This is a genomic window from Pseudomonas sp. PK-RTE-24 (genome assembly GCF_054052265.1).
Genome location: NZ_CM133224.1, coordinates 2,504,501 through 2,529,439, shown reverse-complemented (window position 1 = coordinate 2,529,439; position 24,939 = coordinate 2,504,501). Strand labels below are relative to the sequence as shown.

Below are 24,939 nucleotides of genomic sequence, written 5' to 3'. Positions count from 1 at the left end.
GATCTTTTGATCTTGTCTTTTGCCCTTAACCGCGGGACTTTTCGATCAGTTCAATGTATTCCGGGGCGTTGCGCTGATCGGCGATCAGGTCAACAAAGGTCTTGCCCTGCTCATCCTTGCCATCAACGTCATAACCCGCCGCAACGAAGAAGCCCAGAAAGCGCTCGAAATCATCGATGCGCAAACCGCGATAGGCCTTGATCAGTTTGTGCAGCGACGGCGAAGTGGCGTCGACCGGCTCAAAATCGAGGAACAGCTTGATCTGCTCATCGCCGATCTCGTCACCAATCACTTGTTTCTTATCTTTACGCATTGCCGACTCCAGCTCGCAGACATGACACGGGGCGGGCAGTTTACCCTTGCCCGGCCGCCCGGCTCAACGCGGACGAATCGCCCCGGTATGAAGATCGGCCCAGATATGGCCATTGGCATAACTGAGGAACTGCACATACACCGTGTCGTTGCGCAGCAGATCCATCACCACGCGGTACTGAGCGAGCGGATAGAACAGCGTCAGGGTTTTGCTTTTGTCGTCGTAGGCCGGTTTTTTCAGGCTTTTGCTTTCGCCGTCGAAACTCACCAGCACCTGGTTGATGTTCGCGCCTTTGTTCAGAGACTTGCCCTTGAGGCGGATCAACAAGGATGAGGTGACCGGAATCGGCTGCTGATTGGACTGGCGCTGCGCACCGACCACCACCGAATACTCGCTGACTTGCAGCAGTTGCTGCTGCTCGGGTTCAGCGTCGCGCAGGGTCAGATCGTCCGGCGGCAGGAACTGGCTGTGCATCGGCGCGGCGGACAGCGGCAGGCTGAGGGACAGCAACAGGGCGGCGAGACTGCGGATCAAGAGGCGCATGACAGGCTCCGGGGGGCGGGGCCGAGCACTCTAGCATGGCTGTCGCGCAAGGATCAGCACACACAAAAACAACTGTGGGAGCGAGCCTGCTCGCGAAAGCGGTGTGTCAGTTTTCAATGATGCTGACTGACACGACGCCTTCGCGAGCAGGCTCGCTCCCACAGGGGGCAATGCAGGTTCTTACATGCCTTTAACGGCGTAAATCCCGTTGGCGTTGCGCCAGTAGCCTTTGTAGTCCATGCCATAACCGAAGATGTAGCGGTCGATGCACGGCAGGCCGACGAAATCGGCTTTCAGGTCAGGACGTGCCTTGCGGTCGTGGTCCTTGTCGATCAGCACGGCGGTGTGCACTTTGCGTGCGCCGGCGTGTTTGCAGAAGTCGATGATCGCGCCCAGGGTGTGACCTTCATCGAGGATGTCGTCGATGATCAGCACGTCGCGGTCGATGAACGAGACTTCCGGCTTGGCTTTCCAGAACAGGTCGCCGCCGCTGGTTTCGTTGCGATAACGGGTCGCGTGCAGGTAGGACGCTTCCAGCGGGAATTGCAGATGCGTCAGCAGTTTGCCGGAGAAGATCAGGCCGCCGTTCATCACGCAGAACACCACCGGATTGCTGTCAGCCAGTTGTTCGTTGATTTGTGCACCGACGCGAGCGATGGCCGCCTCGACTTCAGACTCGGTGTACAGGCAGTCAGCCTCTCGCATGATTTGACGGATATGCTCGAGATCAGCGGACATGGCGCTCTCCAGGGGTTGGCGGAATTGGAAAAGCGGGCAAAGGTACGCATCCCGCGAGGTCGAATCAAGCTCTTATGGACTAACGTACAGAATGTCCTATAGGACATCACCCTCGGATAGATTAATCTAGGCCGGTTTTTTTGCCCGCCGCCGGAGCCTTTCCCATGCCCATCCTCGAGATCCGCCATCCGCTGATCCGTCATAAACTCGGCCTGATGCGCCGCGCAGACATCAGCACCAAGAATTTCCGCGAGCTCGCTCAGGAAGTCGGCGCCCTGTTGACCTATGAAGCTACAAAAGATCTGCCGCTCGAATCCTACGACATTGCCGGTTGGTGCGGCACCGTGTCGGTGGAGAAAATCGCCGGCAAGAAGATCACCGTCGTGCCGATCCTGCGTGCCGGTATCGGCATGCTCGAAGGCGTGCTCAGCCTGATCCCGGGGGCCAAGGTCTCCGCTGTGGGCGTTGCCCGCAACGAAGAGACCCTGCAAGCGCACACCTATCTGGAAAAACTGGTACCGGAAATCGACGAACGCCTGGCGATGATCATCGACCCGATGCTCGCCACCGGCAGCTCCATGGTTGCCACCATCGACCTGCTGAAAAAGGCCGGTTGCCGCGACATCCGTGCCATGGTCCTGGTGGCCGCGCCGGAAGGCATTGCTGCCGTCGAACAGGCGCACCCGGACGTGACCATCTACACCGCGTCCATCGATGAACGTTTGAACGAGCACGGCTACATCATTCCTGGGCTTGGCGATGCTGGTGACAAGATCTTCGGCACCAAGCAGAAGGACGCGTAACCATGCAGCAAGAGTTCAACGATCCGCTCTGGCGCACGGTGCTGTCCGGCGCGCAGATGCTGTTCGTGGCCTTCGGCGCCTTGGTGCTGATGCCGCTGATCACCGGCCTGGACCCCAACGTGGCACTGTTTACCGCGGGTCTGGGGACGATCCTGTTCCAGATCGTCACCGGGCGTCAGGTGCCGGTGTTCCTCGCGTCGAGCTTCGCCTTCATCACGCCGATCATCCTCGCCAAGGGCCAGTTCGGCCTCGCCGCGACCATGGGCGGCGTGATGGCGGCCGGTTTCGTCTACACCTTCCTCGGCCTGGCTGTGAAGATCAAAGGCACCGGCTTCATTGACCGTCTGCTGCCACCGGTGGTGATTGGTCCGGTAATCATTTCCATCGGCCTGGCCATGGCGCCGATTGCCGCGAACATGGCGATGGGCAAGGCCGGCGACGGCAGCGAGCTGATCCACTATCAGACGGCGATGATGATTTCCATGCCGGCGCTGCTGACCACGCTGATCGTGGCGGTGTTCGGCAAAGGCATCTTCCGTCTGGTGCCGATCATTTCCGGCGTGCTGGTGGGTTTTGCCATGTCGTTCTATTTCGGCGTGGTCGACACGGCGAAAATTGCGGCAGCGCCATGGTTCGCTCTGCCGCACTTCACCGCGCCGGAGTTCAACTGGCAGGCGATTCTGTTCATCGTTCCAGTGGCACTGGCCCCGGCGATCGAACACATCGGCGGCGTGATTGCCGTGGGTAGCGTGACCGGTCGCGACTATCTGAAGAAGCCGGGCCTGCATCGCACCCTGCTCGGTGACGGCATCGCCACCACGGCCGCCGGCCTGTTCGGTGGCCCGCCCAACACCACTTACGCCGAAGTGACCGGCGCGGTGATGCTGACCAAAAACTACAACCCGAAAATCATGACCTGGGCGGCGATCTTCGCCATCACCCTGGCGTTCATCGGCAAGTTCGGCGCGCTGCTGCAGAGCATTCCGGTGCCGGTGATGGGGGGGATTCTGTGCTTGTTGTTCGGTTCGATCGCAGCGGTGGGCATGAACACCCTGATCCGTCACAAGATCGACCTGGGCGAAGCGCGCAACCTGGTGATTGTTTCGGTGACGCTGGTGTTCGGTATCGGCGGCGTGCTGGTCGGCACCGGCACCGGTCCTGATGACTTCGGCCTCAAAGGCATCGCGCTGTGCGCGGTGGTGGCGATTGCGCTGAACCTGATCCTGCCGGGCAATGATGGCTGGAAGAACAAGAAAGCGGATGAGCCGCTGATTTAAGTCTTTAGAGCTTCATCGCCTGACACACCGCATTCGCGAGCAGGCTCGCTCCCACAGGTTGGAATGCATTTACCCTGTGGGAGCGAGCCTGCTCGCGAAGCTTTTAAAGGGCCAGCGGCGCTCTTTCGCAGAGCGTGGCCAACGCCTTGGCCCATTGCGGGTCGTCGTTCAGGCACGGCACCAGCACCAACTCCTCGCCCCCCGCTTCGCGGAACTGTTCCTTGCCGCGATCGCCGATCTCTTCCAGCGTCTCGATGCAATCGGCGACGAACGCCGGGCACATCACCAGAATCTTTTTCACCCCGCTTTTGGCCAGTTCATCCAGCCGCACTTCGGTGTACGGCTCGATCCATTTCGCCCGGCCCAGGCGCGACTGAAACGACACCGACCATTTGCCGTCCGCCAGGCCCATACTTTTGGCGAAGGCGGCGGCGGTACGGAAACACTGCGCGCGATAACAGGTCGCCAATACCTCCGGCGAGGCGGTCTGGCAGCAATCGGCGCCCTTGAGGCAGTGATTGCCCGTCGGGTCGAGTTTGCTCAGATGCCGCTCAGGCAAGCCGTGAAAGCTCAGCAGCAGATGATCGTAGTCCTGCTGCAGATGTGGTCGAGCGCTGGCGGCCAGTGCCTCGATGTATTCCGGCTGATCGTAGAACGGTTGCAGGATCGACAACTGCACGTCGAGTTTCTTCTCGCGCAGCACGCGCCGGGCTTCTTCGATCACGGTGGTCGTGGTGCTGTCGGCGAACTGTGGGTACAGCGGCGCCAAAGTGATCTTCTTATGTCCCGCTTTGACCAGACGCAGCAGACAGGTTTCGATCGACGGCTCGCCATAACGCATCGCCAGATCTACCGGGCCGTGTTTCCACGTGCGGGTCATCTGCTCTTGCAAACGGCGGCTGAGCACCACCAGCGGCGAGCCCTCTTCCCACCAGATCGAGGCATAGGCATGGGCCGATTGCTCGGGACGCTTGATCAGGATCAGCGACACCAGCAGCCGCCGCAGCGGCCATGGCAGGTCGATCACGTAGGGGTCCATCAGAAATTGATTGAGATAGCTGCGCACATCGGCCACCGAGGTGGAGGCCGGAGAGCCCAGGTTGACCAGAAGCAAAGCGTGATCGGTCATGCAACGTCCTATTTCAGAGGCGGCTGGAGAGATCATCCAGAGCCGCGCGTAAATCCGTAAAGCGGAAGCTGAACCCCGCTTCCACCAGGCGTGCCGGCGTCGCACGCTGGCCGCCGAGCAATAACAGTGACAGCTCGCCGAGCATGACTTTCAGCGCCAGGGTCGGCATCGGCATGAACGCCGGGCGGTGCAACACACTGCCCAGGGTCTTGGCAAATTCGCGGTTGCGCACAGGTTTCGGCGCGCAGGCATTATAAGGACCGCTCGCCTGATTCCGGTGCAGAAGAAAATCAATCAGGGCGATTTGATCGTCGATGTGAATCCACGGCATCCACTGCCGACCATTGCCCAAAGGCCCGCCCAGCCCGAGCTTGAACGGCAGCAACAGCCGCGACAAAAAGCCGCCCTCAGCCGACAGCACCAGACCGGTTCGCACCAGTACCACGCGGATGCCGAGGTTTTCGGCGCGCAGGGCGGTTTCTTCCCAGGCGATGCACAACTGACTGGCGAAGTCGTCGATGCCCGGCGGTGATTCTTCAGTCAACTCGCGTTCGCCACCGTCGCCGTACCAGCCGATCGCCGAGCCGGAAATCAGCAGCGACGGTTTCTGCGCGCGAGTTTCCAGCCACGCCAGCAGCGTTTCCGTCAGGGTGATGCGGCTGCTCCACAGCAACGCCTTGCGACGATGGGTCCAGGGGCGGTCGGCAATCGGCGCGCCGGCGAGATTGACGATCGCATCCAGCGGCTCTTCGCCGAGGTCCTCCAGACGCGAAATTCCGCGCACCTGCGCGCCGCAGATCTGCGCGACTTTTTCCGCGCGGCGACTCCACACCGTCAGCCGATGGCCCTGCTCCAGCCAGTGCCGGCAGAGCTGACGTCCGATCAAACCAGTACCGCCGGTCAGCAATATGTGCATGACATCTTCCTCGCGTGGCGTTTAACCCGGATCACTAGTCTATTTTTATAGGCAGGGATCTTTTCGATCGGGCAGGCTCTATGGTTTAACAATAGGCCAAGCTGTCAGAACGAGAACGCTAGAAGTTATACCAAAAAACAGAATTGTACAGGTTTCATCGACGGCGTAGTCTGTACAGAAAGGTAAACGAGGCCCCTATGACTGTACCTATCGCAATCATCGGCACCGGCATCGCCGGGCTCTCCGCCGCTCAGGCTCTGACAGAGACCGGGCATACCGTCCAACTGTTCGATAAAAGCCGCGGCAGCGGCGGGCGCATGTCGAGCAAGCGTAGCGACGCCGGCTCGCTGGACTTGGGCGCTCAATACTTCACCGCGCGCGACCGGCGCTTCGTCACCGAAGTGCAGCGCTGGCAGAGCCGGGGCTGGGCCGCTGAGTGGACGCCGCAGCTGTACACCTTCCAGGGCGGCCAACTGAACATGTCGCCGGACGAGCAGACCCGCTGGGTCGGCACGCCGCGCATGAGCGCCATCACCCGTGGCCTGCTCGATGGCCTGGACGTGCAGTTTGCCTGCCGCATCACCGAGGTCTATCGCGGCGAAGAACACTGGCATCTGCAGGACGCCGACGGCTGCACCCACGGCCCCTTCAGCCATGTGGTGATCGCCACACCGGCACCGCAAGCCACCGCGCTGCTGGCCGCCGCACCGAAACTTGCCGGCGTCGCTGCCGGGGTGAAAATGGAGCCGACCTGGGCCGTCGCCCTCGCATTTGAAACCCCGCTGGATACGCCGATCGAAGGCTGCTTCGTACAGGACAGCCCGCTCGACTGGCTGGCGCGCAACCGCAGCAAACCCGGGCGCGACAGCACTCTCGACACGTGGGTGCTGCATGCAACCAGCGCCTGGAGCCGGCAACACATCGACCTCTCCAAGGAAGCAGTAATCGAACATCTGCACGGTGCGTTCGCCGAACTGCTGCACAGCGCCATGCCTGCGCCGACCTTCAGCCTCGCCCACCGCTGGCTCTACGCCCGCCCCGCTATCGGCCACGAGTGGACCACGCTGGCCGACGCCGACCTGGGCTTGTACGCCTGCGGCGACTGGTGCCTGTCGGGCCGCGTTGAAGGCGCTTGGCTGAGCGGTCAGGAGGCTGCACGTCGCTTGCACGAACACCTGCAATGAATCGCATCAATCCGCGCAAATTGCTGCTGTCGAAGTGGACAGCAGCCCACCCGCAAAATCGCGAAAAACATTTTCTGGTCACCGAACTGATCCGCGACGAGGAAGGTACGGTGCTGGAAGTTGAATTGCAGGCGGTGCTGACCCAGCGTAGCGAGCGACTGGATTGGCAGGTGCTGAAAGACAGCAAGCACTGGTTACTGGGCTGGAAATAGATTTCCCTTGTGGGAGCGAGCCTGCTCGCGAAAGCGCTGTATCGGATACGAAATCACTGACTGACCCACCGCTTTCGCGAGCAGGCTCGCTCCCACATATTCAGCGCTGTAGAAAAATCTTATACAAATCATTTGACTTGTACATCCATCGATCTATGCTGAGGAAAAGTTGTACAGAGATAACTCTCTGTACAGGTATAGATTCGAGGTGCTCATGTCTACTGCTTCCCTGTCCAAGCCGAAGATCGCCATCAGCGCCTGCCTGTTGGGCGAAGAAGTGCGCTACAACGGTGGGCACAAGGAATCGCGGCTGTGCAGCCGTACCCTCACCGAATATTTCGATTTCGTCCCGCTGTGCCCGGAAGTTGCTATCGGCATGGGCATTCCCCGTGAGCCGATTCGGCTGGTCGGCGACCCTGAACAACCCGAGGCAGTCGGCACCGTTGACCGGACCATCAACGTAACCAGGCCGCTGGCCGAGTACGGCGAGAAAATGGCCGCCGAGCTGCAGGACCTTTCCGGCTACATCTTCATGCAGCAGTCGCCCTCCTGCGGGCTGGAACGGGTCAAGGTCTATCACGACAACGGCGCGCCAGTGAACGGTGGCGGACGCGGCATCTATGCGCAGGCATTCTGTGCACAGCATCCGGATCTGCCGGTGGAAGAAGCCGGGCGCCTCAACGATCCGGTGCTCCGGGAAAACTTCATCACCCGCGTGCTGGCCTACAGCGCCTGGCAGCAAGTGCTCGCCGAGGGCCTGAGCCGCCGCGCCCTCACCGAGTTCCATTCGCGCTACAAGTACCTGCTGATGGCGCACAACCCGCTGCAATACAAAAACCTCGGCAAGATGCTCGGCAACATGGCCGACAGCGATCCCGCCGAACTCGGCCCGCGCTATTTCAGCGAGCTGATGGCCGCGCTGAAGAAATGCGCCACTCGCGGCACCCATTGCAACGTGCTGCTGCACCTCAGTGGTTATTTGAAACAATCGCTGAGCGCCGAAGACAAACAGGAAATGCAGCAGATCATCGGTCAGTACCGCCAGGGCATCGTGCCGCTGGTGGTGCCGTTGACCTTGCTCAAACACCACTTTCGACTCCATCCGGACCCGTACATCGCGCAGCAGGTTTACCTGCAGCCGCATCCGGAAAACCTCAGTCTGCGAAACGCGATCTAATGAACGATAAAACCGACAGCAGCGCCCAGGAAGACCTCGGCGCCGACTTCAAGAAAGCCCTCGACGAGGGCTGGTTGCCGATTCGCGAAGTCGCGCGGCAGACGGGCGTCAACGCCATCACCCTGCGCGCGTGGGAACGTCGCTATGGGTTGGTGGTACCCCAGCGCACGCCCAAGGGCCATCGACTGTATAGCGCTGAACATGTGCAGCGGATCATGGCCATCCTTACCTGGCTCAACCGTGGCGTTGCGGTCAGTCAGGTCAAGCCTCTCCTCGACGCGCCGCAGGCCTTCACGGAAACCGTGGAAAACGATTGGCAGCGTCTGCATCAGACGTTGCTGTCGGCGGTCACCTCGCTCAATGAGCGCGCGCTGGATGACAGCGTCAATCAGGCCATCGCCTTGTATCCGCCACGGACGTTGTGCGAGCAATTGCTGATGCCGCTGCTGGCCGAGCTCGAACAGCGCTGGCAGGGCCAGTTCGGTGCGCAGATGGAACGGACGTTTTTCTTTTCCTGGTTGCGCAGCAAATTCGGCGCACGCATCTACCATAACAACCGTCAGCTGCATTCGGCGCCGCTGCTGTTGATCAATCATTCCGACCTGCCGCTGGAGCCTCATCTGTGGCTGTGCGCATGGCTGATCAGCAGTGCCGATTGCCCGGTGCAAGTGTTCGACTGGCCACTGCCGGCCGGTGAACTGGCGCTGACCGTCGAGCATCTGCAAGCCCGTGGCGTGCTGCTGTATTCGAGCAAAGCCATGCAACTGGCGCAGTTGCCCAAGCTGTTGGCAAACGTCAATTGCCCGACCTTGATTGCTGGCCCCACGGTGCACATCCACCACACCGAGTTGTCCGCACGCACCGCCCAGACTGCCGATCTGTTCCTGGCTGAAGATCCGCTTGCCGCACACCAGGCGCTGCTCGAGCGCGGATTGATTTGATGATGGGTTTAATCACATGCAACTGATCTGGCTGCGCAGCGACTTGCGCCTACATGACAACACTGCCCTCGCGGCCGCCGCAGCGCGCGGCCCGACCGTGGCGGTGTATCTGTTGAGTCCGCAGCAATGGCTGGAGCACGACGATGCGCCGTGCAAAGTGGACTTCTGGCTGCGCAATTTGCGCGAAATGAGCCAAAGCCTCGGCGCGCTGAACATCCCGTTGTTGATTCGCAGCGCACCGCACTGGGATCAGGCACCGACGGAGCTGCTCAAACTCTGCCGGCAATTGAAGATCGAGGCGGTGCACGTCAACGAGGAATACGGCGTTCACGAAAGCCGCCGTGATGAAGCCGTGGCCGAAACGTTGCGAGCCGAAGGCATCGAATTCCACAGTTACCTGGATCAGTTGCTGTTAAAACCCGGCACAGTGCTGACCAAGACCGGCACCTACTTCCAGGTGTTCAGTCAGTTTCGCAAAGTCTGCTACGAACGCCTGCATCGCTCGATGCCGGCACTGGTCAAGGCACCCGGCAAGCAGGCCGCGCTGGATATCGCCAGCGATGCAATTCCGGAGGCGGTAAAAGGTTTCGCCACACCGAGCGAATCCCTGCGCGCCCTGTGGCCGGCCGGCGAGCAAGAGGCGCGACGCCGCCTCGATACCTTCACCGACGCGCAGATCGACTACTACCGCAGTGAACGCGATTTCCCGGCCAAACCTGGCACCAGCCAATTGTCGGCGTATCTTGCCGCCGGCGTGATCTCGCCACGCCAGTGCCTGCACGCTGCACTGCAAAGCAATCAGGGCGAGTTCGAAAGCGGCAAGGTCGGCGCAGTGACCTGGATCAACGAGCTGCTGTGGCGCGAGTTCTATAAACATATTCTGGTCGGCTACCCACGCGTCTCTCGGCATCGCGCCTTCCGCCCGGAAACCGAAGCGCTGGCCTGGCGCGATGCGCCGGAAGAACTCAAGGCCTGGCAGGAGGCACGCACCGGGCTGCCGATCATCGACGCGGCGATGCGTCAACTGCTGGAAACCGGCTGGATGCACAATCGCCTGCGCATGGTCGTAGCGATGTTCCTGACCAAAAACCTGCTGATCGACTGGCGCGAGGGCGAACGCTTTTTCATGCGCCACCTGATCGACGGCGACCTGGCGGCCAACAACGGTGGCTGGCAGTGGAGCTCATCGACCGGCACCGACTCGGCGCCGTACTTCCGTATCTTCAACCCGTTGAGCCAGTCGGAAAAATTCGATGCCGAAGGCGTGTTCATCAAGCACTGGTTGCCGGAACTGGCCGGGCTCAACAAGAAGGAAGTGCACAATCCGGCGGCAGCCGGAGGACTGTTCGGCGTGGCCGGTTATCCGGCGCCGATCGTCAACCTCAGCACTTCACGCGAGCGTGCGCTGACGGCGTTCAAGAACCTGCCGTCGCGCCAGCCTGTGGGCGGCAGCGATGAGTGAATTCCTGCGCAGCTTCGCCCGCGAGTTTTGCGGGTTGAACAAAGACAACCTGTATCGCCTCGGCGAGCTGTACAGCGACGACATTCATTTCACCGATCCGCTGCACGAAGTTCAGGGCCTGGCACAACTGCAGGATTACTTCAGCGAGCTGTACGCCAACGTCAGCGATCTGCGTTTCGATTTTCATGGTTTCGACCAGATCCGCGAAGGTGAGGGTTACCTGCGCTGGGTCATGAGTTATCGCCATCCGCGCCTGGCCAACGGTCGGGAAATCAGGGTCGGTGGCTGCTCGCACCTGCTCTGGCGCGACAAGGTTTATCGCCATCGGGATTATTTCGATGCCGGGGCGCTGCTGTATGAACACTTGCCAATATTGGGCCGGGTGATTGCCTGGCTGAAAAGGAGAATGGGATGAGTCGTACACCTCCACGGCGGTATTGGTTGACCGGGGCCAGCAGTGGCATCGGTGCAGCCTTGTGTGAGGACATTCTGAAAAGCGGCGCGCACCTGGCGGTCAGCTCGCGCTCGGCCGCGCCGCTCAAGGTCTTGTCCCAGCGTTATCCGGGCCAGGTGCTGGTGGTGCCCGGCGATCTGACCAACAGTCAGACCGTGCGCGAAATCGGTGAGCAGATCGCCGAGGCCTGGGGATCGCTGGACAGCGTGATTCTCAACGCCGGCACCTGTGAATATGTCGACGCGCGCCAGTTCGATTCGTCGATCATCGAGCACGTGGTGCGCACCAATCTGCTCGCCAGCAGCTATTGCATCGAAGCCGCTCTGCCGCTGTTGCGCAAAGGCACCGCGCCGCATCTGGTCGGCATGGCCAGCTCGGTGACTTACCTGCCACTGCCACGGGCCGAAGCCTATGGCGCATCGAAGGCCGGGCTGCGTTACCTGTTCGAATCGCTGCGCATCGATCTGGCGGATGAAGGCATTGAAGTCACCATCATCAGCCCGGGTTTTGTCGAAACGCCGCTGACCGAGAGGAACGATTTCCCGATGCCGCTGAGCTGGCCTGCGGATAAAGCGGCGCGGCACATCTTCGCCAAACTCAAGGACCGTCCGCTGGAAATTGCCTTCCCGGGGCTGTTCATGGCCGCGCTGTGGCCGCTGTCCAAGCTGCCCGCCCGCGCGCAATTGGCGATCGGCAAACGCATGGTGCGCAAGAACCCACCGCAGCGGGACCCGATATGAAAATCGCCGTAATTGGCAGCGGTATAGCCGGGCTCACCTGCGCCTACCTGCTGAACCGCCGCCACGACATCACCGTGTTCGAAGCGAGTGACTGGGTCGGCGGGCATACCCACACCGTGCCGGTCAGCGTGGCTGGGCAATCGTTCGCCATCGACACCGGTTTCATCGTGTTCAACGACTGGACCTACCCGAACTTCATTCGCTTGCTCAACCAGCTCGGCGTGGCGTTCAAGCCGACCGAAATGAGCTTTTCGGTAACCGACCCGGACACCGGCGTCGAGTACAACGGCAACAACCTCAACAGCCTGTTCGCCCAGCGCAGCAATCTGTTGTCGCCCGGGTTCTGGGGCATGCTGCGCGACATTCTGCGCTTCAACAAAGAAGCCCAGCGCGACCTGGTGGAACTGCGCATCGCCGCCGATACCACGCTCGATGATTACCTCAAGGCCGGCGGCTACGGCGAGCGCTTCATCCTGCACTACATCGTGCCGATGGGCGCGGCGATCTGGTCGATGCCGATGGCGGAAATGCTCAATTTCCCGCTGCAGTTTTTCCTGCGTTTTTTCAAGAATCATGGCCTGTTGTCGGTCAGTGATCGGCCGCAGTGGCAGGTCATTGAAGGCGGTTCCAGTGCGTATATCGCGCCGCTGACCGCTTCGTTCAGCGACAGGATTCGCCTGAACTGCCCGGTCAGCCGCGTCGAGCGCAACCAGCACGGCGTGGTTATCCACAGCCCGGCCGGCCTCGAACATTTCGACAAAGTGGTGTTCGCCTGTCATAGCGATCAGGCGCTGAACCTGCTGGCCAACCCGAGCGACGCCGAGCGCTCGATTCTCGGCGCCCTGCTCTACGCCGACAACGATGTCGTGCTGCACACCGACACGCGCCTGCTGCCGACGCGCAAACTGGCCTGGGCCAGCTGGAATTATCGCCTCGGGGGCGCCGGCCATACGCGCGCGGCGGTCACCTACAACATGAACATCCTGCAGGGCATCGAAAGCGACACTACGTTCTGCGTCAGCCTCAACCAGACCGCCGGCATCAGCCCGGACAAGGTACTGGCCCGCTACACCTACGCTCACCCGCAATACACCTTGGCCGCCGCAGCCGCGCAAAACCGCTGGGGCGAACTCGATGGCGAGCAGCACACGCATTATTGCGGCGCCTACTGGGCCAACGGTTTTCATGAAGATGGCGTGGTCAGCGGGCTGCGCGTAGCCGCCGCGTTCGGTGAAACCCTGTGAACAGCGCTCTGTACAGCGGCGTCATCGGCCACCGACGTTTTGCGCCGCGCCGCCACGAATTCCGCTACCGCATCGGCCTGCTCTATCTCGACCTGAGCGAACAGGATGCCGTGCTGGCCTTGTCGCCGCTGGCGGGGCGCAGCCGCTTTGCGCCGTTCTCGTTTCGCGAAACCGATTACCTGAAAGCCTTCACCGGCAAGGGCATGCGCCTGATCGACGCGGTGCGCCAGCAGGTCGGTGCAGCCATCGGTCATGAACCACAAGGCGCGGTATGCCTGCTGACCCAGCCGCGCAGTTGGGGGCTGTCGTTCAATCCGGTGAGCTTCTTCTACTGCCATGAAGCCGACGGACAACTCGCGGCGATCGTTTGTGAAGTCACCAATACGCCATGGCGCGAGCGTTTTCATTACGTGTTGCCGGCGCAGACGCCGACCAGTCTGGTGGATTTCCACCAACATTTTGCTGTAGCCAAGGCGTTTCACGTCTCGCCGTTTCTGCCCCGTGACCTCGAATACCGCATGAGCTTCAGCCCGGCCGCGCAAAGCCTGGGTGTGCACATGGCCGATTGGCAGGGCAGCGAGAAACTGTTCGACGCCACACTGAATCTGCGCCGCGAACCGCTCGATCGTCGCAGCCTGCATCGCTATCTGCGGCGCTTCCCGTGGATGACCGCAAAAACCGCTCTGGCGATTTATTGGCAAGCACTGCGACTGCTGCTCAAGCGCGCGCCGATCTTCCCTCACCAGGCTGCCGACGGCAGCTTTAAAACCGCCACTGTGCCTCCGAAGGAGCCGCACCATGAAATCCTCTAGCCTGCCGCTCGGTCGCTTCAGCACCAACGGTTTGACCGGCTCGCTGCTGCGCCGTGGCGTGTTGCGCCAATTGGCCCAGCTCAAACACGGACAATTGATGGTCGTCGAGGATGGCGAACAAATGCTTTTCGGCACCCCGGGCAGTGCTCTGCTCGGCGAAGTCCATGTACTCGACCCGGCCCTGTGGGGCATGGTCGCCAGTAGCGGCTCGATCGGCGCCGGCGAAGCATTCATCCACGGCTATTGGAGTTCGCCGGACCTGACTGCTGTGGTGCGCGTGTTCGTCAGCAATCTCGATGTACTCGATGCCATGGAAGGTGGCCTGGCGCGTCTGGGCCGGCCCTTCGTGCAAGGCCTGCACTGGCTCAATCGCAACACGCGCAAGGGTTCGCAGAAAAACATCGCCGCGCACTACGACCTCGGCAATGAACTGTTCGAACAGTTTCTCGACCCGACCATGATGTATTCCGCCGCCCAGTTCCTTTCGCCGAGCGACACCCTGGAACAGGCGCAATTGAACAAACTTGAACGCATCTGCCAGAAACTCGCGCTCAAACCCAGCGACCACCTGCTGGAAATCGGCACCGGTTGGGGCAGCATGGCCCTTTACGCAGCGCAGCATTACGGTTGCCGCGTGACCACTACGACGCTGTCGAAAGAGCAGTTCGCGTTCACTGCCAAGCGCATCGAACAACTCGGCTTGCAGGATCGCGTCACCCTGCTGCTCAAGGACTACCGCGACCTCAGCGGCGAGTACGACAAACTGGTATCGATCGAGATGATCGAGGCGGTCGGCCATCGGTTCCTGCCGACCTACTTCAAGCAATGCGCGCAGTTGCTCAAAAGCAACGGCCTGATGCTGCTCCAGGCGATCACCATTCGCGAACAACGCTACGAACAGGCCAAGCGCAGCGTCGACTTCATCCAGCGCTACATCTTCCCCGGCGGCGCCCTGCCCTCGGTGCACAAGATGCTCGATGTGGTCGGCCGCGAAACCGACATGAACCTGCTGCACATGGAAGATTTCGGCCTGCATTACGCCAAGACACTGCGCCTGTGGCACGAGAACTTTCGCCTCGCCCATGGTCGCCTGAGCGAGCTGGGCTACGACGATTATTTCCTGCGTTTGTGGGAGTTTTACCTGTGCTATTGCGAGGGCGGGTTCCTCGAACGCACCATCGGCACCGCGCAATTGCTGCTGGCCAAACCGGCGGCGATGACCGCGCCGCTGCTCGGACGCTTCGATGCGTGAGCGAATCGCCAATGCCGTGCTGTTTCAGCTCGGCTGGCTGGCCTGCGTGCTCGGCGGCAACAGTTTATGGCTGTTGCTGGCACTGGCGGCGCTGGTGATTCATCTGCGCTGGATCAGCAGTTGGGCGGCGGAAGGTCGTTTGATACTGTGCGTGGTGATTGTCGGCACGGCGGTGGACAGTGTTCTGCGTTATCTCGGCGTGTTCCGCTTTGCAGACGCCTCGCCGCTGATTCCGCTGTGGCTGATGCTGCTATGGGCACTGCTCGCCACCACGTTGCGCCACTGCCTGGCCTGGAGCGCGCGGCCATGGTGGCTGGCCAGCGGACTTGGCGCGGTGGGCGGGGCGTTGTCGTACTACGGTGGCGGACGCCTGGCCGGCGTGCATTTCCCTTACGGCGAAGTGTCGACGCTGATCGTCATCGGACTGCTCTGGGCAGGGCTGTTCCCGCTGTTGCACTTGATGGCGCGGCGTCTGGCGCCGTGAGCGTCCGTCAGCGCTTTCACACCCACGGCGATCACTGCCTTACACTGCCACGATGAAAACCATCCCACACACCCAAATCGCCGAACCGGCGGTCACCTGCTCGACCTGTGCGGCGTGCTGCTGCCAGCTCGAAGTGATGCTGATCACCGACACCGGCGTGCCTGATCGCTTTATCGATACCGATGAATGGGGCGGCGAAGTGATGCTGCGTCTGGACGACGGCTGGTGCGCGGCACTGGATCGCGACAGCATGATGTGCACGATCTATGAACGACGCCCGCTGATTTGCCGCGAGTTTGAAATGGGCGCGCCGGAGTGCATCGAAGAGCGCCGGGGAATTGCTACAGCCTACCGCTGATTTCTTTGACGGCGCAGAAACAACTGTGGGAGCGAGCCTGCTCGCGAAGGCGGTGTGTCAGCCACCATTTGAATTGACTGACACTCTGCTTTCGCGAGCAGGCTCGCTCCCACGTTGGTTCCGCGTAGGCGGATTACAGCGGCATTGTGTAATGCAGCGCGTAGCTTTCTACACCATCGTTGTCGCTGGACAGGCCGGCGTTGGAGTAGTGCGTGGCGCGGATGCCGACTTCGTGGCCGCCGTTGAAACGCAGGCCGACACCGATGCGGTCTTCAAACTGGAAGGAGCCGCCCAGGTTGTTGCTTTCGTATTCGGTGTTGGAGAAGAACGCCACGCCGATACCCGCTTCCACGTATGGCTTGACCGACTGACCGGCAAACTCGTAAACGAATACAGGCGAGAACGACAGGCTGTTGTTGCTGGAGGTCTTGTCACCTTCCCAGTACGTGTAGGCACCGCTCCAGTAGCCGGTCAGGCGACCCACGTCGCTCTGCAGCCAGCTCTTGTCCCAGTCGAAATTCATGCCTAAGCGATACGTCATTGTCGAATCGCTGGTACCGCCGACGGCGAATTCAACGCCAGCGGCTTGTGCAGTAATGCTTTGCCCCATCAGTGCGGCCGCAATCGCGGCCAAGCAGAATAGTCGCTTCACTTTGAAACTTCCTTTTCCGGAACGATCGTTTGGTTTTTAGTTGCTGCTGTCGCTATAGAAATCCGCGCTTGGTCAGAAGTTCAGCGTTTTTTTAGTTATTTCACATTTTTTTTACAAGTCGAAGTTTTGCACATTCGACGCAGTTTGGCCCAGCAACGGTAGGATTTTTCTGAGAGATTGCGGATCGCCGCTGGTCCAGAACTTCACCGGCTGGCTCGGACGTTGCGCCAGCAGATCACGCTCGGCGAGCAAGCGTTGCAACTGCCGGGCCACGGCATCTCCGGTATCGATCAGGCTGACATCGTCGGCGATCATCGACCTGAGTAGCGGCTTGAGGAAGGGATAATGGGTACAGCCAAGAATGATCGTGTCGCAGTTTTGCGCCAGCAATGGAGCGACGTAACCTTGCAATAAAGTGCGTAATTCGGCGCTGTGCAGATCACCCGTTTCGATCAGTTCGACCAGTCCCGGACAGGGCTGGGTGATGACTTTTATGTCAGCCGCGAAGCGATCGAGCAACGCGGCAAACTTCGCGCTCTGCAATGTGCCGGTCGTGGCCAGGACGCCAACCACGCCGCTTCGTGTGGCCGCTGCGGCCGGTTTGACCGCCGGTTCCATGCCGACAATCGGCCAGTCGGGGAAATCGCGACGCAGATCGGCAACCCCCGCCACGGTCGCGGTATTGCACGCCAGCACCAAAGCTTTGGCCCCCTGCTCGCGAAAAAACCCGGCCATCACGCTGCAACGCTCGCGGATGAATTCCGGGGTTTTCTCGCCGTAAGGAATGTTCCCGCAATCGGCGACATAAAGCAGCGATTCGTTGGGCAGCAAGCGCTGGATTTCGCCGAGGACCGACAAGCCGCCGACCCCGGAATCGAACACGCCGATCGGCGCTTCACGCATGGCGGGCGCCACAGACGCTGCAGCCCGGATCGCGCTTGACCCGCAGCTCACGGAATCGCGAGCCCAAGGCGTCGATCAACAACAGTCGCCCCACCAATGGTTCACCAAAGCCGACCAGCACCTTCAACGCTTCCAGCGCCTGCAAACTGCCGACCAGACCGACCAATGGTCCGACCACGCCAGCCTCGCTGCACGTCAGTTCGGCTTCGCTGCCGTGCCCGTAAAGGCAGTGGTAGCAAGGGCTCTCGGCACGCCGTGGATCGAACACCGACAGCTGCCCTTCCAGACGAATTGCCGCACCGCTGACCAAGGGCTTGCGCGCGGCAACACAGGCGGCGTTGACCGCCTCACGGGTAGAGAAGTTGTCCGAGCAATCGAGCACCAGATCCACCGCCGCCACCACTGCGGCGAGGGAATCGGCGTCCAGCGCCTGACGATGGGCGACCAGTTGAATCTCGGGATTGATCGCGCCCAGGCGCTTGAGCGCCGAGTCGACCTTGGACATGCCGACGCTGTCGGTGTCGTGAATGATCTGCCGTTGCAGGTTGGTCAGATCGACCGTGTCGAAATCCGCCAGATGCAATTCGCCAACGCCCGCTGCTGCCAGATACAGCGCCACTGGCGCGCCGAGGCCGCCGAGGCCAACGATCAGCACGCGGCTGTCTTTGAGCTTCAGTTGCCCGTCGATGTCGATGTGTTGCAGCAGAATCTGCCGGCTGTAGCGCAGCAATTCCTGATCATTCAGCACGGCAGGCGCCCCAGACTGATGCGTTGATGGCCGCCCAGATCGGTGCGGCTGTGGACTTCTTCAAAGCCACGAGTAAGCAGCAGATCACGTACGGCTTCGGCCTGATCATAGCCGTGTTCGAGCATCAGCCATCCCCCGGCCTCAAGATGTTCCGGCGCCTGCGCAACAATCAGGCGCAGATCGTCGAGGCCATCTTCACCGGCGACCAGCGCACTGGCCGGTTCGAAGCGTACATCGCCCTCGACCAGATGCGGATCGGCGGCGGCAATGTACGGCGGGTTGCTGATGATCAGTTGAAAGCGCTGGCCTGCAAGTGCGCTGAACCAATGGCTGTTCAGCACCGTAGCGTTGTTCAGGTGCAGACGCTGGCGATTGCGTTCGGCCAGGGCCACGGCTTCAAGCACACGATCCACGGCAGTGACTTTCCACGCCGGGCGTTCGCTGGCCAAAGCCAAAGCAATCGCGCCACTGCCGGTGCCCAAGTCGAGGACCTTGGCCGGGGTTGCCGGCAGCAGCTCAAGGGCTGCCTCTACCAAAAGTTCTGTATCGGGACGCGGGATCAGCGTGTGCGGCGCGACTTCCAGATCGAGTTTCCAGAAGCCCTGCTGGCCCAGAATGTAAGCCACCGGCTCGCCACTGCGGCGGCGTTGCAGATATTCGGCAAAGGTCAGCGCAGCCTCGCTCGGCACGATGCGCTCGGGCCAGGTATGCAGGAAGCTGCGCGACTTGCCCAGTGCGGCGGCGAGAAGCAATTCAGCGTCCAGACGCGCAGTCGGCGAGTCCGGCAACTCGGCAGCGCGCAACAGGCTGGCGATGATGGTCATTTATTCACCTATCGCTGCGAGTTGGTCAGCCTGATATTCGGCCAGCAGCGGCTCGATCACGGCTTCGACGCCACCGGCGAGAATTTCATCCAGGGAATACAGGGTCAGGTTGACGCGATGGTCGGTGACCCGGCCCTGAGCGTAGTTGTAGGTGCGGATGCGCTCGGAACGATCACCGGAGCCGACCAGCAACTTGCGCTCACTGGCAATCGCGTTGGCCGCCGCAGCGTTTTGCTGATCGTTGAGCTTGGCCGACAGCCACGCCATCGCCCGGGCGCGGTTCTTGTGCTGGGAGCGCTCCTCTTGGCATTCGACGACAGTACCGGTCGGGATGTGGGTGATGCGGATCGCCGAATCGGTGGTGTTGACGTGCTGACCACCAGCGCCAGAGGAACGGTAAGTATCGACACGCAGATCCGCCGGGTTGATCTCGATCGCTTCGCGCTCGTCCGGCTCCGGCAACACTGCCACGGTGCAGGCCGAGGTGTGGATCCGGCCCTGAGATTCGGTGGCAGGTACACGCTGGACGCGGTGCGCGCCGGACTCGAATTTCAGCTTGCCGTAAACGTTGTCGCCTTCAATGCGCGCGATGACTTCTTTATAGCCACCGTGTTCGCCTTCGTTTTCCGAGAGGATCTCGACGCGCCAGCCACGCCGCTCGGCATAACGCGAGTACATGCGGAACAGGTCGCCGGAGAAGATCGCCGCCTCGTCGCCACCGGTGCCGGCGCGGATTTCGAGGAAGACGTTGCGGCCGTCATTCGGATCTTTAGGCAGCAGCATGCGCTGCAGATCGGACTCCAGCGTGACCAGCAACTCCTTGGCTTCGCGAACTTCTTCCACGGCCATTTCGCGCATGTCCGGGTCGTTGTCCTTGAGCAGCGCCTGCGCGCCTTCAAGATCGCTTTGTACGCCGAGCAGCTTTTTATAGGCGGCCACTACCGGCTCGAGTTCGGCGTATTCCTTGGAATAGGCGCGGAATTTGGCCTGATCGGCAATGACTTCACCGTCGCCGAGCAGCGCGGTCAGTTCCTCGAAACGGTCCTGGAGAATGTCCAGCTTGTTGAGCAGTGACGCTTTCATTGCGGTTTTTTATCCGAAAAACTATCCGGTGAGCCCTCAAGGGCAAAGAGTTCCTGGGCCATGGCCAGCGCATCGAGGCGGCCTTCGGCAGACAGCTTTTTCAACTGCACGCTGGGCGCATGCAAGAGTTTGTTGGTCAGGCCACGGGCCAGTTGCCCGAGAACGTCTTCGGCGTTGCCGCCGTTGGCCAGCAGACGCAGGGCTTTTTGCAATTCCTCGTCACGCAAGCGCTCGCTCTGTTGACGATAGGCCTTGAGCACATCGACTGCCGCCAGTTCGCGCAAGCGCACCATGAAATCGTCGGCGCCGACCGAGACCATCTCCTCCGCCGCTTGCGCAGCGCCCTGGCGGCTCTTGAGGTTCTCGGCGACCACTTCGTGGAGATCGTCGACGCTGTACAGGTAAACGTCGTCCAACTCGCCGACTTCTGGCTCGATATCTCGTGGTACCGCGATGTCGACCATGAAGATCGGCTTGTGCTTGCGCAGCTTCAGCGCACTTTCCACCGCGCCCTTGCCGAGGATCGGCAGCTGACTGGCGGTCGAACTGATGACGATGTCGCTGCGCACCAGTTCCGCCGGGATGTCCGAGAGCAGCACCGCGTGAGCGCCGAACTGCTCGGCCAACTGACTGGCGCGCTCCAGCGTGCGGTTGGCGACGACGATGCGCTTGACCCCCAGCTCATGCAAATGGCGCGCGACCAGCGTAATCGTCTCGCCGGCACCGATCAGCAGCGCCTGGCTGCGTTGCAGATCGCTGAAAATCTGTTTCGCCAGGCTCACTGCGGCAAACGCCACCGACACCGGGTTCTCGCCGATCGCGGTATCGGTACGCACTTGCTTGGCGGCATTGAACGTCGCCTGAAACAGCCGCCCCAGCAGCGGACCGATGGTACCGGCCTCGCGGGCCACGGCGTAGGCCGATTTCATCTGACCGAGAATCTGCGGTTCGCCCAGCACCAGCGAGTCGAGCCCGGAGGCGACGCGCATCATGTGACGAACAGCCGCATCGTCTTCATGCACATAGGCACTGGCGCGCAGCTCGTCGAGGCTCAGATGGTGATAATCGGCCAGCCAGCGCAGCACGACATCGGCCGACAGCTGATCCTGTTCTATATAAAGCTCACTGCGATTGCAGGTGGAGAGGATCGCGGCTTCGCGGCTGTCGGTCAGTCGGCAGAGCTGCTGCAAGGCCTCCACCAGCTGCTCAGGGGTAAAGGCCACGCGCTCGCGGACGTCTACTGAAGCAGTCTTGTGGTTAATACCGAGTGCAAGGAAGGCCATTCAAGGTCGCTGGTGGTGACGTGAAGCCGGCAATTGTCCTACTTCGAAAGATTCAGAACAACTACCGCTGACTATTGTCCCAATCGTCAGCCCCTATAATGGCCACAATTGAGTCTCGGTTATGTTTGGCCGAAGGCTTGTGTCATGATGATCCGACCGCAGGTTAGTCGTCCTCTTCCTATATGAATAGATCTTCCGCGTTGCTCCTCGCTTTTGTCTTCCTCAGCGGCTGCCAGGCCATGGCGCCCGTTGCGCCGGACGGCACCCCGCCGGTCGAAGACACCACGCCCGCACCTGAAAAGCCCAAGGTTTACGGCTCGTTCAGCGAGGAAACCGTGTTCAGTCTGCTGAGCGCCGAACTCGCCGGCCAGCGCAATCGTTTCGACATTGCCTTGGACAATTACGTGACCCAGGCCATCAACACCCAGGATCCGGGCGTTTCCGAGCGTGCGTTCCGCATCGCCGAATATCTGGGCGCCGATCAACCGGCCCTCGACACCGCGCTGATCTGGGCGCGCAACGCTCCGGATGATCTCGAAGCGCAACGCGCCGCTGCCGTGCAACTGGCCCGCGCCGGGCGTTACGACGACTCCATGGTCTACATGGAGAAAGTCCTGCAGGGCAAGGGCGACACCCATTTCGATTTCCTCGCGCTGTCGGCCGCCGACACCGATCAGGAAACCCGCAACGGCCTGATGAAAAGCTTCGACCGTTTGCTTGAGCGCCACCCGAACAACAATCAGCTGATTTTCGGCAAGGCTCTGCTGCTCCAGCAAGACGGCGACAATCAAGGTGCGCTGACTCTGCTTGAAGACAATCCTCCGGAAGATGGCGAGATCGCACCGATCCTGCTGCGTGCGCGCCTGCTTCAATTGCTCAATCGTGGCGACGAAGCGCTGCCGCTGTTGCAGAAAAGCATCAGGAAATACCCGGAAGACAAACGCCTGCGCCTGACTTACGCGCGCATGCTGGTCGAACAGGACCGCATGGACGACGCCAAGGCCGAATTCTCCACGCTCGTTCAGCAATACCCGGAAGACGATGAACTGCGTTATTCGCTGGCGCTGGTGTGCCTGGAAGCCAAGGCGTGGGATGAGGCCAAGGGTTATCTGGAAGACCTGATCGCTCGCGAAAGCCACGTCGATTCAGCGCATCTGAACCTCGGCCGGATTGCCGAAGAGCGCAATGACCCACAAGGCGCGCTCATCGAATACGCCCAGGTCGGTCCGGGCAATGACTATCTGCCGGCACAGCTGCGTCAGGCCGATATCCTGATGAGCAACGGCAAGACCGCCGAAGCGCAGAGCAAGCTGGCCGCCGAGCGTGACGAGCAGCCCGATTACGCGATCCAGCTGTATCTGATCGAATCGGAAACCCTGTCGGCCAACAAACAGGACGACAAGGCCTGGAAGGTTCTGCAACAAGCGCTGCAGAAATACCCGGACGATCTCAATCTGCTCTACACCCGCGCCATGCTCGCGGAAAAACGCAATGATCTGGCGCAAATGGAGAAAGACCTGCGCCTGATCATCAAGCGCGATCCGGACAATGCCATGGCGCTGAATGCGCTGGGCTACACCCTGTCCGACCGCACTACCCGTTACGCCGAAGCGAAAACCCTGATCGAGCAGGCGCACCAGATCAATCCGGAAGACCCGGCAGTTCTCGACAGCCTAGGCTGGGTGAACTATCGCCTGGGCAATCTGGACGACGCGGAGAAATACCTGCGCCAGGCGCTCGAGCGTTTCCCTGACCACGAAGTCGCCGCGCACCTTGGCGAAGTCCTCTGGGCCAAGGGCAATCAACGCGAAGCCAAACAAGTGTGGGGCAAGTTCCTCAAGGATCAGCCCGACAGCACCATTCTGCGCAGCACCATCAAGCGCCTGACCGGATCCGAGACTCTTTAACCCATGTTTTTGCGCCACGTTATTGTTTTCAGCTTCATCGCCCTGCTCGCCGGCTGTTCGGGTTTCGGCACTCGCGAATCGGTCGAGGGCCACGGCAGCCCGGCCCAGTGGGCGGCGAATAAACAGCAACTGACCGGCCTTGATGGCTGGCAGATCGACGGCAAGATCGGCATCCGCGCGCCGAAAGATTCCGGCAGCGGCACGCTGTTCTGGCTGCAGCGTCAGGACTACTACGACATTCGCCTGTCCGGCCCGCTGGGTCGTGGCGCGGCGCGCCTGACCGGGCGTCCGGGCAAAGTATCACTGGAAGTCGCCAACCAGGGCCGCTACGAATCGCAATCTCCTGAAGCCCTGCTCGAAGAACAGCTGGGCTGGAAACTGCCGGTGTCGAATCTGGCCTGGTGGGTTCGCGGCCTGCCAGCCCCGGAAAGCAAGAGTCGCTTGAATCTGGACGCCGACAGCCGTCTGGCCAGCCTTGAGCAGGACGGCTGGAAAGTCGAATACACCGCCTACACCGAACAGAATGGTTATTGGCTGCCCGAGCGCATCAAGCTGCACGGCACCGACCTTGACGTGACGCTGGTGATCAAAACCTGGCAACCGCGCAAGTTGGGGCAATAAAGCATGACCGCTGCACGCCTGACCCTGCCCTCGCCGGCCAAACTCAACTTGATGCTGCACATTCTCGGTCGCCGTGAAGACGGTTATCACGAATTGCAGACGCTGTTTCAGTTCCTCGATTATGGCGATGAAATCACTTTCGCCGTGCGCGATGACGGCGTGATTCAGCTGCACACCGAGTTCGCCGGCGTGCCCCACGACAGCAACCTGATCGTGCGCGCGGCGAAGATGTTGCAACAACAATCCGGCTGCGCGCTCGGTATCGACATCTGGATCGACAAAGTCCTGCCCATGGGCGGCGGCATCGGTGGCGGCAGTTCAAATGCGGCGACAACGTTGCTCGGACTCAACCATTTGTGGCAACTGGGCTGGGATGAAGATCGCCTGGAGGAACTGGGCCTGTCACTCGGTGCCGACGTACCAGTGTTCGTCCGTGGCCATGCGGCATTTGCCGAGGGTGTTGGCGAGAAACTGACCCCGGTCGACCCCGAAGAACCGTGGTATCTGGTGCTCGTGCCGCAAGTCGCTGTTAGTACGGCAGAAATTTTTTCCGATCCTTTGTTGACACGTAACACACCGCCCATTAAAGTGCGCCCCGTTCCCGAGGGAAACAGTCGAAATGACTGCTTGCCGGTGGTCGCAAGGCGTTATCCAGAGGTACGTAACGCATTGGATTTGTTAGGTAAATTTACCGAAGCAAAGCTCACCGGAACTGGAAGTTGTGTGTTTGGGGGCTTCCCAAGCAAAGCTGAAGCTGATAAAGTCTCGGCCCTTCTGACAGAGACCCTTACAGGGTTTGTAGCGAAAGGAAGCAACGTTTCGATGTTGCATCGCAAGCTGCAAAGTCTGCTCTAAAGGAATCAAGTGCCCGGCACTTGA

The 24,939-nt window shown here is 60.9% G+C and carries 28 protein-coding genes; 17 read left to right on the top strand and 11 right to left on the bottom strand.

From position 1 onward, the window contains the following. Positions 1-25: 25 nt before the first annotated feature. The 3 genes from ACV8MC_RS11395 to ACV8MC_RS11385 all read right to left on the bottom strand — a co-directional run bounded on the left by ACV8MC_RS11395 (position 26) and on the right by ACV8MC_RS11385 (position 1,594). Positions 26-313 (bottom strand): PA4642 family protein, encoded by a 288-nt coding sequence (locus ACV8MC_RS11395; protein WP_150652030.1) that lies wholly within the window; start codon positions 311-313, stop codon positions 26-28. A gap of 63 nt (positions 314-376) precedes the next feature. Further along, positions 377-856 carry a hypothetical protein gene (locus ACV8MC_RS11390; protein ID WP_056790257.1) on the bottom strand — a complete coding sequence of 160 codons (480 nt, stop codon included), beginning with the start codon at positions 854-856 and terminating at the stop codon, positions 377-379. Positions 857-1,036: 180 nt separating this feature from the next. Continuing rightward, positions 1,037-1,594, bottom strand: a complete 558-nt coding sequence (locus ACV8MC_RS11385; RefSeq protein WP_016773231.1) for a hypoxanthine-guanine phosphoribosyltransferase — start codon at positions 1,592-1,594, stop codon at positions 1,037-1,039. A 164-nt stretch (positions 1,595-1,758) separates the two neighbouring features. On the opposite strand from ACV8MC_RS11385, the gene upp reads away from it, so the two are divergent. Both upp and ACV8MC_RS11375 read left to right on the top strand, forming a co-directional pair. Continuing rightward, the gene (upp, locus tag ACV8MC_RS11380; protein WP_024014279.1) at positions 1,759-2,397 is read left to right on the top strand and encodes a uracil phosphoribosyltransferase; all 639 of its coding nucleotides are present in this window, start codon (positions 1,759-1,761) and stop codon (positions 2,395-2,397) included. A 2-nt stretch (positions 2,398-2,399) separates the two neighbouring features. After that, positions 2,400-3,674, top strand: coding sequence for a uracil-xanthine permease family protein (locus ACV8MC_RS11375; protein ID WP_003228120.1), 1,275 nt, complete (start codon positions 2,400-2,402; stop codon positions 3,672-3,674). A 103-nt stretch (positions 3,675-3,777) separates the two neighbouring features. Here the strand turns inward: ACV8MC_RS11375 and hemH are convergent, their stop codons facing one another. Next, complete coding sequence (gene hemH / locus ACV8MC_RS11370; RefSeq protein WP_129997672.1) at positions 3,778-4,803, bottom strand: ferrochelatase; 1,026 nt, start codon at positions 4,801-4,803, stop codon at positions 3,778-3,780. A gap of 13 nt (positions 4,804-4,816) precedes the next feature. Continuing rightward, a complete protein-coding gene (locus tag ACV8MC_RS11365; protein WP_056790263.1) occupies positions 4,817-5,719 on the bottom strand; it encodes a TIGR01777 family oxidoreductase in 903 nt (300 codons plus the stop codon). Positions 5,720-5,916: 197 nt separating this feature from the next. On the opposite strand from ACV8MC_RS11365, the gene ACV8MC_RS11360 reads away from it, so the two are divergent. The 12 genes from ACV8MC_RS11360 (at position 5,917) to ACV8MC_RS11305 (ending at position 16,039) form a co-directional block, all read left to right on the top strand. Continuing rightward, on the top strand, positions 5,917-6,903 hold the full coding sequence (locus ACV8MC_RS11360; RefSeq protein WP_375122677.1) for an NAD(P)/FAD-dependent oxidoreductase: 987 nt from the start codon (positions 5,917-5,919) through the stop codon (positions 6,901-6,903). Next, the gene (locus ACV8MC_RS11355) at positions 6,900-7,115 is read left to right on the top strand and encodes a TIGR02450 family Trp-rich protein (protein WP_056790269.1); all 216 of its coding nucleotides are present in this window, start codon (positions 6,900-6,902) and stop codon (positions 7,113-7,115) included. The genes ACV8MC_RS11360 and ACV8MC_RS11355 overlap by 4 nt, the downstream gene beginning before the upstream one ends. A 214-nt stretch (positions 7,116-7,329) precedes the next feature. Then, positions 7,330-8,292: a YbgA family protein gene (locus ACV8MC_RS11350; protein WP_041479992.1), complete on the top strand. Its 963-nt coding sequence runs from the start codon at positions 7,330-7,332 to the stop codon at positions 8,290-8,292. Then, a complete protein-coding gene (locus ACV8MC_RS11345) occupies positions 8,292-9,233 on the top strand; it encodes a MerR family transcriptional regulator (protein WP_056790272.1) in 942 nt (313 codons plus the stop codon). Before ACV8MC_RS11350 ends, ACV8MC_RS11345 begins: the two co-directional genes overlap by 1 nt. Before the next feature lie 16 nt (positions 9,234-9,249). Further along, the gene (gene phrB, locus ACV8MC_RS11340) at positions 9,250-10,695 is read left to right on the top strand and encodes a deoxyribodipyrimidine photo-lyase (RefSeq protein WP_457265304.1); all 1,446 of its coding nucleotides are present in this window, start codon (positions 9,250-9,252) and stop codon (positions 10,693-10,695) included. Beyond that, a complete protein-coding gene (locus ACV8MC_RS11335; RefSeq protein WP_041479995.1) occupies positions 10,688-11,110 on the top strand; it encodes a nuclear transport factor 2 family protein in 423 nt (140 codons plus the stop codon). The genes phrB and ACV8MC_RS11335 overlap by 8 nt, the downstream gene beginning before the upstream one ends. Continuing rightward, the gene (locus ACV8MC_RS11330) at positions 11,107-11,889 is read left to right on the top strand and encodes an SDR family NAD(P)-dependent oxidoreductase (RefSeq protein ID WP_016773219.1); all 783 of its coding nucleotides are present in this window, start codon (positions 11,107-11,109) and stop codon (positions 11,887-11,889) included. Before ACV8MC_RS11335 ends, ACV8MC_RS11330 begins: the two co-directional genes overlap by 4 nt. Next, positions 11,886-13,133 (top strand): NAD(P)/FAD-dependent oxidoreductase, encoded by a 1,248-nt coding sequence (locus ACV8MC_RS11325; RefSeq protein WP_457265302.1) that lies wholly within the window; start codon positions 11,886-11,888, stop codon positions 13,131-13,133. The genes ACV8MC_RS11330 and ACV8MC_RS11325 overlap by 4 nt, the downstream gene beginning before the upstream one ends. Continuing rightward, complete coding sequence (locus tag ACV8MC_RS11320; protein WP_056790285.1) at positions 13,130-13,945, top strand: DUF1365 domain-containing protein; 816 nt, start codon at positions 13,130-13,132, stop codon at positions 13,943-13,945. Before ACV8MC_RS11325 ends, ACV8MC_RS11320 begins: the two co-directional genes overlap by 4 nt. Beyond that, on the top strand, positions 13,932-15,197 hold the full coding sequence (locus tag ACV8MC_RS11315; RefSeq protein WP_236168897.1) for an SAM-dependent methyltransferase: 1,266 nt from the start codon (positions 13,932-13,934) through the stop codon (positions 15,195-15,197). The genes ACV8MC_RS11320 and ACV8MC_RS11315 overlap by 14 nt, the downstream gene beginning before the upstream one ends. Next, positions 15,190-15,681 carry a DUF2878 domain-containing protein gene (locus ACV8MC_RS11310; protein WP_041480000.1) on the top strand — a complete coding sequence of 164 codons (492 nt, stop codon included), beginning with the start codon at positions 15,190-15,192 and terminating at the stop codon, positions 15,679-15,681. Before ACV8MC_RS11315 ends, ACV8MC_RS11310 begins: the two co-directional genes overlap by 8 nt. Before the next feature lie 52 nt (positions 15,682-15,733). Beyond that, positions 15,734-16,039: a YkgJ family cysteine cluster protein gene (locus ACV8MC_RS11305; protein ID WP_024014290.1), complete on the top strand. Its 306-nt coding sequence runs from the start codon at positions 15,734-15,736 to the stop codon at positions 16,037-16,039. A gap of 133 nt (positions 16,040-16,172) precedes the next feature. Here ACV8MC_RS11305 and ACV8MC_RS11300 read toward each other — a convergent pair whose 3' ends face one another. From ACV8MC_RS11300 to hemA, 6 genes are all read right to left on the bottom strand, one after another. Further along, positions 16,173-16,691, bottom strand: coding sequence for an acyloxyacyl hydrolase (locus ACV8MC_RS11300; protein WP_041480001.1), 519 nt, complete (start codon positions 16,689-16,691; stop codon positions 16,173-16,175). Positions 16,692-16,802: 111 nt separating this feature from the next. Next, positions 16,803-17,594, bottom strand: a complete 792-nt coding sequence (gene murI / locus ACV8MC_RS11295; RefSeq protein WP_122747842.1) for a glutamate racemase — start codon at positions 17,592-17,594, stop codon at positions 16,803-16,805. Next, the gene (locus ACV8MC_RS11290; RefSeq protein WP_315435715.1) at positions 17,587-18,342 is read right to left on the bottom strand and encodes a molybdopterin-synthase adenylyltransferase MoeB; all 756 of its coding nucleotides are present in this window, start codon (positions 18,340-18,342) and stop codon (positions 17,587-17,589) included. The genes murI and ACV8MC_RS11290 overlap by 8 nt, the downstream gene beginning before the upstream one ends. Then, complete coding sequence (gene prmC / locus ACV8MC_RS11285; protein WP_252878884.1) at positions 18,336-19,166, bottom strand: peptide chain release factor N(5)-glutamine methyltransferase; 831 nt, start codon at positions 19,164-19,166, stop codon at positions 18,336-18,338. Before prmC ends, ACV8MC_RS11290 begins: the two co-directional genes overlap by 7 nt. Further along, the gene (gene prfA / locus ACV8MC_RS11280; RefSeq protein ID WP_016773210.1) at positions 19,167-20,249 is read right to left on the bottom strand and encodes a peptide chain release factor 1; all 1,083 of its coding nucleotides are present in this window, start codon (positions 20,247-20,249) and stop codon (positions 19,167-19,169) included. Beyond that, positions 20,246-21,532, bottom strand: a complete 1,287-nt coding sequence (hemA, locus tag ACV8MC_RS11275; protein ID WP_016773209.1) for a glutamyl-tRNA reductase — start codon at positions 21,530-21,532, stop codon at positions 20,246-20,248. The genes prfA and hemA overlap by 4 nt, the downstream gene beginning before the upstream one ends. 182 nt (positions 21,533-21,714) lie before the next feature. On the opposite strand from hemA, the gene ACV8MC_RS11270 reads away from it, so the two are divergent. From ACV8MC_RS11270 to ispE, 3 genes are read left to right on the top strand one after another with little or no spacing between them, the layout of a single operon-like run. Then, entirely contained in the window at positions 21,715-23,439 is a 1,725-nt protein-coding gene (locus tag ACV8MC_RS11270; RefSeq protein ID WP_457265298.1) for a tetratricopeptide repeat protein, read from the top strand. A 3-nt stretch (positions 23,440-23,442) separates the two neighbouring features. Next, a complete protein-coding gene (gene lolB / locus ACV8MC_RS11265) occupies positions 23,443-24,060 on the top strand; it encodes a lipoprotein insertase outer membrane protein LolB (RefSeq protein ID WP_042609700.1) in 618 nt (205 codons plus the stop codon). 3 nt (positions 24,061-24,063) lie between these two features. Then, positions 24,064-24,915 carry a 4-(cytidine 5'-diphospho)-2-C-methyl-D-erythritol kinase gene (gene ispE, locus ACV8MC_RS11260; RefSeq protein ID WP_457265296.1) on the top strand — a complete coding sequence of 284 codons (852 nt, stop codon included), beginning with the start codon at positions 24,064-24,066 and terminating at the stop codon, positions 24,913-24,915. Positions 24,916-24,939: the final 24 nt, after the last annotated feature.